The sequence below is a fragment of the Cognatiyoonia koreensis genome (genome assembly GCF_900109295.1).
GTDB lineage: Bacteria > Pseudomonadota > Alphaproteobacteria > Rhodobacterales > Rhodobacteraceae > Cognatiyoonia > Cognatiyoonia koreensis.
In genome coordinates this window covers 736,324-748,243 of record NZ_FOIZ01000001.1, presented here as the reverse complement: position 1 = coordinate 748,243, position 11,920 = coordinate 736,324, and the positions used below count along the sequence as shown (strand labels likewise).

13 protein-coding genes are annotated in these 11,920 nt (G+C 57.1%); 2 read left to right on the top strand and 11 right to left on the bottom strand.

Translation table 11 applies throughout. The annotated features are described in order from the left end of the window. Nucleotides 1–210 precede the first annotated feature (210 nt). Entirely contained in the window at nucleotides 211–2,982 is a 2,772-nt protein-coding gene (acnA, locus tag BMY44_RS03685; RefSeq protein ID WP_089990417.1) for an aconitate hydratase AcnA, read from the top strand. Nucleotides 2,983–3,031: 49 nt separating this feature from the next. Here the strand turns inward: acnA and BMY44_RS03680 are convergent, their stop codons facing one another. From BMY44_RS03680 to yajC, 11 genes are read right to left on the bottom strand one after another with little or no spacing between them, the layout of a single operon-like run. Then, nucleotides 3,032–3,733: an endonuclease/exonuclease/phosphatase family protein gene (locus tag BMY44_RS03680; protein WP_089990414.1), complete on the bottom strand. Its 702-nt coding sequence runs from the start codon at nucleotides 3,731–3,733 to the stop codon at nucleotides 3,032–3,034. A 36-nt stretch (nucleotides 3,734–3,769) separates the two neighbouring features. Then, complete coding sequence (locus BMY44_RS03675; protein WP_207510478.1) at nucleotides 3,770–4,393, bottom strand: YdeI/OmpD-associated family protein; 624 nt, start codon at nucleotides 4,391–4,393, stop codon at nucleotides 3,770–3,772. A 54-nt stretch (nucleotides 4,394–4,447) separates the two neighbouring features. Further along, nucleotides 4,448–4,987, bottom strand: coding sequence for a DsbE family thiol:disulfide interchange protein (locus BMY44_RS03670; RefSeq protein ID WP_089990412.1), 540 nt, complete (start codon nucleotides 4,985–4,987; stop codon nucleotides 4,448–4,450). Further along, nucleotides 4,980–5,123: a heme exporter protein CcmD gene (gene ccmD / locus BMY44_RS03665; RefSeq protein WP_165611777.1), complete on the bottom strand. Its 144-nt coding sequence runs from the start codon at nucleotides 5,121–5,123 to the stop codon at nucleotides 4,980–4,982. Before ccmD ends, BMY44_RS03670 begins: the two co-directional genes overlap by 8 nt. Continuing rightward, nucleotides 5,120–5,842, bottom strand: coding sequence for a heme ABC transporter permease CcmC (gene ccmC, locus BMY44_RS03660; RefSeq protein WP_089990410.1), 723 nt, complete (start codon nucleotides 5,840–5,842; stop codon nucleotides 5,120–5,122). Before ccmC ends, ccmD begins: the two co-directional genes overlap by 4 nt. A gap of 42 nt (nucleotides 5,843–5,884) precedes the next feature. Then, nucleotides 5,885–6,541, bottom strand: a complete 657-nt coding sequence (gene ccmB, locus BMY44_RS03655) for a heme exporter protein CcmB (RefSeq protein ID WP_089990408.1) — start codon at nucleotides 6,539–6,541, stop codon at nucleotides 5,885–5,887. Beyond that, a complete protein-coding gene (gene ccmA, locus BMY44_RS03650) occupies nucleotides 6,538–7,152 on the bottom strand; it encodes a heme ABC exporter ATP-binding protein CcmA (RefSeq protein WP_089990404.1) in 615 nt (204 codons plus the stop codon). Before ccmA ends, ccmB begins: the two co-directional genes overlap by 4 nt. Before the next feature lie 51 nt (nucleotides 7,153–7,203). Beyond that, a complete protein-coding gene (locus BMY44_RS03645) occupies nucleotides 7,204–7,557 on the bottom strand; it encodes an Mth938-like domain-containing protein (RefSeq protein ID WP_089990401.1) in 354 nt (117 codons plus the stop codon). Beyond that, a complete protein-coding gene (gene secF, locus BMY44_RS03640; RefSeq protein WP_089990398.1) occupies nucleotides 7,557–8,525 on the bottom strand; it encodes a protein translocase subunit SecF in 969 nt (322 codons plus the stop codon). Before secF ends, BMY44_RS03645 begins: the two co-directional genes overlap by 1 nt. 1 nt (nucleotide 8,526) lies before the next feature. Beyond that, nucleotides 8,527–10,161: a protein translocase subunit SecD gene (secD, locus tag BMY44_RS03635; protein ID WP_089990397.1), complete on the bottom strand. Its 1,635-nt coding sequence runs from the start codon at nucleotides 10,159–10,161 to the stop codon at nucleotides 8,527–8,529. Between the two features lie 21 nt (nucleotides 10,162–10,182). Beyond that, complete coding sequence (yajC, locus tag BMY44_RS03630) at nucleotides 10,183–10,464, bottom strand: preprotein translocase subunit YajC (protein WP_089990394.1); 282 nt, start codon at nucleotides 10,462–10,464, stop codon at nucleotides 10,183–10,185. A gap of 166 nt (nucleotides 10,465–10,630) precedes the next feature. Here yajC and serS point away from each other — a divergent pair, with 166 nt between their 5' ends. Next, nucleotides 10,631–11,920, top strand: coding sequence for a serine--tRNA ligase (gene serS, locus BMY44_RS03625; protein WP_089990392.1), 1,290 nt, complete (start codon nucleotides 10,631–10,633; stop codon nucleotides 11,918–11,920).

Genomic DNA, 11,920 nt, shown 5'->3' with positions numbered 1-11,920 from the left:
GACTACCCATCTATTGGGTGAGCCTTGTAATAGCCAATCAAGGAATTGCGAGTATCCGGTGAAAGATGTTTCAAGGCCACGCCCGCACTGTCGCGTACGAATTGTATGCAATAGTATGCAAAAAATCGCCGCACCCCCTTGAACGCCATACCAGCACGGGTGTAAAGCCTGACACAAGCCATTTGATCATACCCAAAGGAAGGGACCGCCATGACTGTCACCGTCGGCAAAGATACAGCAAAAACCCGAAAAACCCTGAAAGTCGGCGACCAGTCCTTCGCCTACTACTCCATTCCGGCCGCAGAGGCTGCCGGGCTTGGGGACTTCTCCAAGCTCCCAGCCGCGCTGAAAGTGGTCTTGGAAAACCTGTTACGCTTTGAAGACGACGGGTTCTCGGTATCGGTCGACGACATCAAAGCGTTTTCTAAGTGGGCAGACAATGGCGGAAAGAACCCCCGTGAAATTGCATATCGCCCCGCCCGCGTACTGATGCAGGATTTCACCGGCGTACCAGCAGTTGTCGATCTGGCGGCGATGCGCGACGGTATTGTTTCACTTGGTGGCAACGCACAGCAGATCAATCCGCTGAACCCTGTCGACCTTGTTATCGACCACTCTGTCATGATTGACGAATTCGGCAACCCGCGCGCGTTCCAGATCAATGTGGACCGTGAATACGAACGCAACATGGAACGCTACCAGTTCCTGAAATGGGGCCAGGGCGCATTCAACAACTTCCGTGTTGTGCCGCCGGGCACAGGCATCTGCCACCAGGTCAATCTTGAATATCTGGCGCAGACCGTCTGGACCGACAAGGACCAGAACGGAGAAGAGGTTGCCTACCCCGACACACTCGTCGGCACGGACTCGCACACCACGATGGTCAACGGCCTTGCCGTTCTTGGCTGGGGTGTCGGCGGGATCGAAGCCGAAGCGGCGATGCTGGGCCAACCTGTGTCGATGCTCATCCCCGAAGTCGTCGGCTTCGAGCTGACAGGCTCAATGACCGAAGGCACGACCGGTACCGATCTGGTGTTGAAGGTCGTTGAAATGCTCCGCGAGCTTGGCGTTGTCGGCAAATTCGTCGAGTTTTATGGCGAAGGCCTCGATCACCTGCCGCTAGCCGACCGGGCAACTATCGCAAACATGGCCCCTGAGTACGGCGCGACATGTGGCTTCTTCCCGATCGATCAGGAAACACTGCGCTACCTGCGCAACACAGGTCGCGACGAAGACCGCATCGCCCTTGTTGAAGCCTACGCCAAGGAAAACGGCTTCTGGCGCGATGCGAATTATGCCCCGATCTACACGGATACGCTTTCGCTCGACATGAGCACGGTCGTCCCGGCCATTTCAGGGCCGAAGCGGCCACAGGACCACATCGCCCTGACCAAAGCGGCAAAAACATTCGCGGAATACGTGAAAGGCCAGCGGCCTGAAAAGTCTGTCGCAAACATCGAAAAAGCCGAAATGGCCGCCGAAGGTGGCCCAACTGCCCCCGCGGTCATTCCGGGCAACGTCGGGCATCACAACAGCCAAAAGGTCAAAGGCGAAGACTATGCGCTGCATGATGGGTCCATCGTGATTGCCTCGATCACCTCCTGCACGAACACATCCAACCCTTACGTGATGATCGGTGCCGGTCTTGTTGCCCGCAAAGCGCGTGAACTTGGCCTGAACCGCAAGCCATGGGTCAAGACATCCCTTGCCCCCGGATCACAGGTCGTGTCGGAATACCTCGAAGCGGCTGGTCTGCAAGAAGATCTCGATGCCATCGGATTCAACCTGGTCGGCTATGGCTGTACCACCTGCATCGGCAACTCCGGCCCGATTCAGGCGGAACTGTCCGAAGCCATCACCGAAGGTGATCTGATCGCAACATCCGTGCTCTCGGGCAACCGTAACTTTGAAGGGCGCATCAGCCCTGACGTGCGTGCGAACTACCTCGCGTCCCCGCCATTGGTGGTGGCCTATGCGCTTGTCGGTGATATGAACGTCGACATCACAAAAGACCCGCTTGGTCAGGACAAGGACGGTAACGACGTCTACCTCAAAGATATCTGGCCCACGAACAAGGAAATCGCCGAACTGGTCGAACAGACCGTGACGCGCGAAGCCTTCGTCAGCAAATACGCAGATGTCTTCAAAGGCGATGAAAAGTGGCAGGCGGTTGAAACACCAGATTCCGAAACCTACGACTGGCCTGCGACATCGACCTATGTGCAGAACCCGCCGTACTTCCAGGGGATGTCCAAGGATGCCGGCACGATCAGCGATGTGAAAAACGCAAAAGTGCTCGCTGTTCTGGGCGACATGGTTACCACCGACCACATTAGCCCTGCTGGTTCGTTCAAGGACACAACGCCTGCCGGCCAGTACCTGATCGAACGCCAGGTGCCAGTGCGCGAATTCAATTCTTACGGTTCGCGCCGCGGCAATCACGAGATCATGATGCGCGGCACTTTCGCCAATATTCGCATCAGAAATGAAATGCTCGATGGCGTCGAAGGCGGCTATACCAAAGGCCCCGATGGCCAGCAGACGTCGATCTTCGACGCCGCGATGGCACATCAGGAAAACGGCACACCGCTGGTGATCTTTGCGGGTGAACAATACGGTGCCGGATCTTCACGCGACTGGGCTGCAAAAGGCACTGCACTCTTGGGTGTCAAAGCAGTGATCGCCGAAAACTTTGAACGGATTCACCGCTCGAACTTGGTTGGGATGGGTGTCATTCCGTTCGAATTCACTGGCGGCGACACGCGCAAGTCACTGGGCCTGACCGGCGATGAAACCGTCACAATCGAAGGCCTGGACTCGGTGAAACCGCTTCAGGAAATGACTGCAACGATCACGATGGGCGATGGATCGGTGAAAGAAATCACCGTCAAGTGCCGGATCGATACAGCGGTCGAGATTGAATACATCGAAAACGGCGGCGTCCTGCACTACGTGCTGCGCAACCTTGCAAAAGCCGCCTAACCACTGCTTTCAAAAACTAGAAATGGGCTGGCCACGCGCCGGCCCTTTTTCATGCCGCTACGCGAAACGCCCCGACAATCGGAAGATGATCTGACGCAAGTCGGGTCTGGGCCGTCAGCAACGGTTTGAGTTTGGACATTTCGACCAGCGCGTTATGCGCCATACGATCCAAAGCAATCCGCGGAAAACGGGAATGAAAGGTCGGACCCGCCGACAGCACCTTGAAATCGCTTGCAAACGGCTCAAAGCCGCGCGCTTGTGATCTCTCGTTGAAGTCACCGGCCAACAGCGTCGGCATCTCGCGGCGATGGTCAAGAACATCAACCAGATGCGCCATCTGTTGCCGCCGCGACCGGCGCAACAGGCCAAGATGCAGGCCGATAATCCTGACCTTGCCAAACCGGCCCGACAACTCGGCACAAAGCGCGCCACGCGGTTCCAATCCGGGCAATCTGATGAGATCGACGTCATCCACCGAAATGCCCCGGCGCAGCAGGATTGCATTGCCGTGCCAACCGATGCTGGGACTGGCAGGATGCGTATCCACGGCACGAAACCCGACATCCTGTAACAAATGGTTCGGCAGCGCAGGCTTGCGGTCGCCCAGCCTGAAATCGGCTTCCTGCAGTACCATGATATCGGCTTGAAGATAGTCCAGTATGGAAAGAATACGGGCCGGATGACGCTTGCGATCCGTGCCAAGCGCCTTGCGGATATTCCAGCTGCAGATACGTCCGGTCGTGGTCACCATCACTCCCCAGCGCGTTCCGTGACCGGTTCAAGGTGACTAGCGATCAAGGGCACCCTTCCCGGCAATAATCTTGTCGCGGAACTTGGCGATCCGCGCCATCCGTGTTTCCGGTTTCTTGGCACCGTTCAGGTTCAGGATATAGCTTTTTTGACGGCCCGGCGTAAGATTGTCGAAGGCTTCAGCTAGCTCCAGATCGGAATCAAGCGCTTCGCCCAACTCTTCCGGCCAGTCCAACGCTGTCTCGGTCTTCGGTGCCTTCATCCCTGCGTCCGCATATGCCATCGCTTCGCGCAGATAGGCACGCAGAACCTGTTCCATCTTCCTGACCTGCCCGTTCTCGGTAAAGCGGATCATGCCGGGCGTCTGACTGTTTGGCCCTTGGGTCTCCAAAACGCCTTCGGGGTCCTTCATCAATCCGGCATTGAAAAAGCTCAGACGGAAATAATCCCGAAACGCACCGATAATCGCAATGTTGCGATCCGCGTGCATGTAGCAGGGATGCCCCCACTTGACGGTTTCTGTCAGGGAAAGGTCTCGACAAATGGTTCGCAAATCATCAAGCCCTGCGCCCCAGACGTGCGCCGAACATTCCGGCGTAGCAAACCGACTACAGCGACCACATCCTTTGGTAAAATAGTCGTCAACGTCAGTGATCATCATGGCTAGAATCCTCGCGCAACTGACATCAGTGTCACGACTTTAGCGCGCTTCAAGTTACTCCGCCAAGGCCGCTTCCAGCATTGGCAAAAAACGCTGCTCGTAATCAGATCCGACAAGCGGCCCGATATAGCGGTTCAACACCGTACCATCCGGTCCCAAGATGAATGTCTCTGGCGGTGCAGTGACGCCCCAGTCAATTGCGGTACGGCCACGCGGATCAAAGCCAGTCGCAAAAAACGGGTTGCCGTCCTTTTGAAGATAATTCGATGCATCATCTTCGGCATCACGAAAATTCAGCCCCGCAATGCGATAGCCCTGCTCTTGCAAGGCAAGCAATGTTGGATGTTCAGCCCGGCATGGGGGGCACCAACTGGCCCAGAAGTTCACGATGGTGACCTCGCCGGTGCTGAAATCCTCAAGCGTCAACTGCGTTGTTCCGGGCACAGCCGCCTCAGGAACCGATGGGGCCTGCTGACCGATGATCGTCGACGGAATTTCACCGGCGTTGTCGCGCATCATCCCTGCAAAGAATAATCCGGCCAGCCCTGCAAAGATCAGTGGCGGCAATACCAACAATGGTGAAATCTTAGCCATTTTCAATCTCTTCCAAAGCCTTCTTCGCCTTGCGCGAACGTGACCACACGACCAATACAAGCGCGACCAACAAGGCGATACTGATGCCATAGGCCAGCAGCACTTCGGTGGCGTATTTCCCCAGATCAGGCATCATGCCCTCCGCGCTTGCAGCGCGCGCGTGCGGCGCGCCCGAATTTCCGTGCGGGTGCCCACCAGAACGAGGGCGATGAACAAAAGTGTGAAACCTGCAAGTGACACAAGCAACGGAAAGTAGAAGACGTCAGCGACGTTTTCTTCCTTGTCCAGCGAAAGCGATGCGCCCTGATGCAGCCCCTGATTCCAGAAATTCACCGCATAGCGCGACAGAAACGCAAAGACCGATCCGACAATCGCAAAAACACTTGTCAGATCGGCAGCAGTATCGGGATCTTCGATCGCAGCCCAAAGCGCTAGATAGGCGATGTAAAACACGAACAGCACAAGGAACGACGTCAGCCGCGGATCCCATGCCCAGTATGTGCCCCACATCGGGCTGCCCCATATCGCGCCGGTGACAAGCGCCATGACGGTCATGGTCACACCAATCGGGGCCGCAGCCTTTGCGGCCAGTGCGGAAACATGGTGCCGGCGGACCAGCCAGATGATAGATGTGACCACCATCATGAACCACGCATTGATCGCCAGAAATGCGCTTGGCACGTGCAGGTAAATGATCTTGACGGTCGATCCCTGGCGGAAATCGTCAGGCGTGAAAAAGAAACCCCAGATCAAACCGGTGCAAATACACAAGGCTGCTAGTCCGGACGCCCACGGAACAACTGGACCTGTCCAGTCCAGAAACTTCTTCGGATTTGCATATTCCCATATCGACATTGCGCTTATCTATCCCCTGCGTCCCTGCCCCTCAATCCCCGATCACCGCAGATTGATGCGTAAGGTGGCCGCTGTGGCAAAAGGCATGAAGGCAAGCACGCCAGCCGTAATTCCGGCCAGCATGATCATCGGCGTGGACGCATCAAGCCCGGCCGCCCCACGCTGCACGGCAGTCGCCCCGAAGATAAGCGTCGGGACATAAAGCGGAAGCACAAGCAATGAAAGCAGCAAGCCGCCGCGCCGCAAACCGATCGTCAGACCAGCCCCGAACGTGCCGATGACCGACAGGGCCGGCGTGCCAAGCGCAAGCGAGATGAAAAGATAGACATAAGCCTCAGTCGCAAGGTTCAGCAAAAAGCCAAATGCAGGGGCTGCAATGGTGAGCGGCAGGCCGGTTGTGATCCAATGCGCAAGCGCCTTCACCAACGCCGTCCCCTCTAGCGGCAGCGGTGCCGTCGCCAAAAGCGCCAGCGACCCGTCTTCGAAATCCAGCGCAAAGATCCGATCAAGCGACAGCAAGGCCGCCAACAAGGATGCCACCCACAGAATTCCCGGCGCGATCCGTGTCAGCACCTCGCGTTCCGGGCCGACGCCGAAAGGCACCAGAATGACAACGATCAGAAAGAAGGCGAGCCCAAGCCCGAATCCACCGCCTGCCCTGATGGCAAGCCGCAGATCGCGAACCAGTAATGCCTTCACAGGAAAGCCTCGTCAGCACCGCCTTCGGCCTCGCGCACAGCAGCAAACGGAGTCAGGTCCAATGTGGGCGCGTCTATCCCAAGGTCGATATGGGTCGCGATGACCGCTATTCCGCCCTTCGCCAAATGTTTATCCCGCAACCAATCGGCGAACAGATTGACTGAAAAACGATCAAGCGAAACGGTCGGCTCATCCAGATAAAGCAGCTTACGCGCGATAACACCAAGGCGTGCAAGGCCCAGCCTGCGCTTTTGCCCCGCCGACAGCGTCCCCGCCAATCGCTGCCGCAGTGAGGTCAGATCAAAGGCTTCATAGACAGATTCTGGAACGGTGTTTCCGTAAACCTCGGCCCAGAAACTCAGGTTCTCTTCCACCGTCAGCGCGGTCTTGATCCCGTCAGCGTGACTTGAATAGGCACTTTCGTCACTCGCGGCGATTTGACCAGCCAAAGGGGGCTGCAATCCAGCCAGCGTTCGCAACAGCGTCGTTTTGCCGATGCCGTTCGGCCCCCGCAGGATCAGCGCCTCACCCGGTGCGACCACGAAACTGACATCGCTCAGAACCGGCGTGCCGCTGCGGGCAACATCAAGAGAGGTGACAGTAAGAGTCATGCCAAAGACGTATCGTGGCGCGTGACCCGGCGCAACGGGCCATGACGGGCATCAGACTGGCAACAGGGCAAGCGCGACGCGGCGGCCTTCCGAAAGCAGCACGTTGTAAGTACGACAGGCCGCTGGTGACGCCATCGCCTCGACGCCGATCCCGGCCTCCTCAAGCAACGCGCGAAAATCAGCCGGCACATGTGCAATCTCGGCACCCGTGCCAATAAACAGAACGTCAATACTGTCAGCTTCGGACACCAATGACTCTGTGTCGTCATATCCGCCCCACGCCGCGACGCCGGACGGAAAAACGGTCACCGGCCCTTCGATTTTTTCACCGCCGATCCGGAAAAAACCGGGACCATACCCGTCAATAGGCTTGGACCCGTCGTACTGAATTTCTGTGAGGCGCATCAGGCGTCAATATCCGCATATTGGCCGCCCGCCGTGGGGGTCTTTTTCGACCAGTCACGCTTCACACCCAGCACAACCAGAATTGCTGTCGCCACGAATATCGACGAATACGTCCCGATAAAGACGCCCCACATCATCGCGAAGACAAAGCCACGGATCACATCGCCGCCAAGAACAAACAGCGCCAACAGCGCAAGCATCGTCGTCAAAGATGTCATCAAGGTGCGCGACAAGGTTTCATTGATCGACAGGTTCAACACCTCTTTCAACGGCTTCTGCTTGTATTTGCGCAGGTTCTCGCGAACGCGGTCGAACACGATCACCGTGTCGTTGATCGAATAGCCGACGATGGTCAGCAAGGCCGCAATGATGGCAAGGTCAAAGCGGATTTGAAGCTCTGAAAAAATACCGATTGTCAGGATCACATCATGAATCAGTGCCAGAACGGCACCCACCGCAAACTGCCATTCAAAGCGCAGCCAGATATAGAACAAGATCGCGGTTACGGCCAAGGATACAGCGATGATGGCATCGCTGATCAACTCACCAGACACCTTAGGCCCGACGGAATCGACAGACATGAATTCGATATTCGGCGCGACTTCCAGCAAGGCGGCTTCTACAGCGGAAATTGTCTCGGGCGTGACGCTTTCAACGCCATCCTGCGCCTGGATTCGCACCATGGCGACATGCTGGTTTTCGTCGAAACTCGGGTCGAACACCTGCGTAATTGATACATCGCCAAGTCCCAGCGGCTCGACAGCCGCACGATAGGCGGCGACGTCAATCGGCGTTTCAGCCTGTGTACGGATCGAGGTGCCGCCCTGGAAATCGATACCAAAGTTCAGGCCCTGATACATGAACGACGCGAACGCGATAATCATCATCGTGCCCGAAATACCAAGCCACAGTTTTGCACGCTTGAAAAAGTCGATCGATGTATCCTGTTTGACCAGTCTTAGTCGCATCTTACACCTCGATCGTTTTTGGACGACGTGATGCGAACCACATCACGACAATTGAACGTGTGACAAATAGCGCCGTAAAGACCGACGTCATGATCCCGAACATCAAGGTCCATGCAAAACCCTGCACCGGACCGGACCCCATGAGCAAAAGGATCACCGCCGTCATGAATGTCGTGATATTGGCATCAATGATCGACGACAGCGCCTTTTCATAGCCAAGCTCTATCGCGCGCGCAGGCCCTCGCGCTGTCTTGAGTTCTTCGCGTATTCGCTCGAATACGATCACATTGGCATCGACCGCCATGCCGATCGTCAGCACGATACCCGCGATACCGGGCAAGGTCAGCGTGATCCCGATCATCGACAAAAGGCCAAACATCAGCCCGACGTTAATGACCAAGGCGATATTCGCGAAAATACCGAAGAGCCCATAGCTCAGGAACATGTAAAGCAGCACGGCAATGCCCGCCGCGATACAGGCCACGGTGCCCGCATCAATACTGTCCTGCCCCAGTTCAGGGCCGACGGTGCGCTCTTCCAACCAGGTCAGCTCGGCTGGCAAGGCGCCAGCGCGCAACAAGACCGCAAGATTGGTCGATTCCTCGACAGAAAAGTTTCCGGTGATAATGCCCGACCCGCCGGCAATATGGCTTTGGATCACAGGCGCAGAGATCACCTGTTCATCCAGTACAATCGCAAAAGGCGAACCGATATTCTCGAGCGTGTAGTTGCCAAATTTCTGCGCGCCCGACACGTTGAAACGGAAATTCACTGCGGGTCGGTTATTCTGATCAAAGGCAGGCTGCGCGTCGACAAGTTCTTCACCGGTCACAACAGGCGCGCGTTCCAGAATGTAAAACACGCCCGGCTCGTCCAATGAAGGCAGGATTTCGTTCCCGACACCGGCGGGCTCGGTATCAGACGACGTGCGGCCCACGACGGGTTGAAAGGTCAGCTGCGCTGTCGTGCCGATCAGCCGCTTCAGCTCTTCGGCGGATCCGATTCCAGGGACCTGGATCAGGACGCGATCAGCCCCCTGCCGCTGGATATTCGGCTCGCGTGTGCCGGCTTCATCGATACGATTGCGCACGATTTCAAGCGTTTGCGCCATCGTGCGTTCGTTGATCTGCTCTTTCTCGGCGTCGGAAAAAACAACCGTCAGCGTGGTGCCGTCGGCCGTCACTTCGATATCGGATGAACCGACACCGGTCAGCGCTGTGATCGGGCGTGCAAGTCCCTGCACCAGTTCAAGCGCGCGCGCAACGCCGTCCGGCTCCGAGATCGTGAACCGCAGCACGCCGGGCGGCGCATTTTCGACCTGCTGCACGAATCCGACAGCATCACGTTCAGCGACCAGCGTGTCCCGCACACTCGGCCACATGGAGGTCATCAGCGTATCGTAAACATCCTCAAGCTGCACTTCCGCCAGCAAATGCGCACCGCCACGCAAATCAAGGCCCAGATTCACGACACCGCTTGGCAAGAATGAGGGCCAGCTCGTGTCCTCGACACCTGCAGCGATAGCATCATTGTGCGCCTCAACACGGCTGTAGAACGTGTTGGGCATCGCAAAGACAAGACCGACCACAACGGTCAGCCAGATCAGGATCAACTTGCCTGCCGAGAAATTCATCATGACTGCGCCCCCTTCGGGTTCTTATTTTGCAGGCTCTGTCTTGTTCAGCACTGTTGCAATGGTCGAGCGGACGACACGCACGGTCACACCGGACGCGATCTCGACTTCGACTTCTGTGGCGGCGTCCTTGACCTTTGTGACCTTGCCGATAATGCCGCCTTGCGTGACGATCTGATCGCCCCGGCGCAGGGCGGCCACCATGGCCTGATGGTCTTTCAGCTTTTTCTGCTGCGGACGGATCAGCAGGAAATACATGATCGCGAAAATCAGGATAAGTGGAATAATGCCTTCGATGCCCTGCATGGTCGTCCCTTTTGTTGTGCCCGCACGCGGCGGTAAAGTCGCGGCACATTAGGTGCAGCGCCCCTTGATGGCAACCGCATCTGCCCGGCTTTTCGCTGTTCACAGGCGGCTTTCTTTGGGGCATATGGGGGCACGGTTTTCAAACGCCAACCCAAGGACCAGAATTATGCATGACATTCGCTTCATCCGTGACAATCCCGCCGCTTTCGATGCGGCCCTGTCCCGTCGCGGAATGGACGCAATGTCGTCTGACATCCTTGCCATCGACGCCGAACGGCGCGAGGCGATCCAGGCTGCCGAAACAGCACAGGCCGAAGCCAACAAGGCCGCAAAGGAAGTCGGTGCAGCCAAAGGGCGTGGTGATGACGCCGAGTTTGAACGTTTGCGCGCACTTGTCGCCGCCAAAAAGGCAGAAATCGCAGACCTGAACGACAAGGCCAAAGCGCTCGATGACAAGCTAAACGCCGTGCTGGCCGAGATCCCGAACCTGCCTGCCGATGATGTGCCAGATGGCGCGGATGAAAACGACAACGTCGAAGTAAACCGCTGGGGCACCCCGCGTGACATCAAGAACGCCAAGGAACACTTTGAAATTGCCAGCGTTCAATCCGGTTTTGACTTCGAAACTGCCGGCAAGACGTCAGGCAGCCGTTTTGTCTTCATGAATGGAGTCGTCGCCCGCGTTCACCGTGCACTCGCGCAGTTCATGCTGGATGTGCACACAGAAGAAAACGGCCTGACCGAAGTGTCCCCACCGGTGCTTGTCCGTGACGAAGCCATGTATGGCACCGACAAGCTGCCCAAGTTTGCTGAAGATAGTTATCAAACGACGAATGGCTGGTGGTTGATTTCCACCTCAGAAATCTCACTTACCTACACGGTTGCCGGCGACACGTTGGACGAAGCCGACCTGCCCCGCCGCCTGACCGCACATACGCTTTGCTTCCGCTCGGAAGCCGGATCAGCAGGCCGTGATACGGCGGGAATGCTGCGCCAGCATCAGTTTGAAAAGGTCGAAATGGTGTCCATCGTGCATCCCGATCAATCTGACGCCGAACAAAAGCGCATGCTGCGCTGCGCTGAAGACATCATGGAGCGCTTGGAGATCCCATATCGCACCGTCCTGCTGTGCACCGGTGACATGGGCTTCGGCGCGCGACGGACCTACGACATCGAAGCGTGGCTGCCAGGACAGAACACCTATCGTGAGATCAGTTCGGTTTCCACCACCGGCGATTTTCAGGCCCGCCGGATGAATGCCCGTTTCAAGCCCAGCGACGGCGGCAAACCACAGTATCTGCACACGCTGAACGGATCGGGGCTCGCTGTCGGGCGGACGCTGATCGCAGTATTGGAAAACGGTCAGCAAGAAGACGGGTCCATCACATTACCCGCAGCCTTGCACCCCTATTTGCGTGGCAAGTCGCGGATCGCTGTGGACGGCACCCTCGCATAA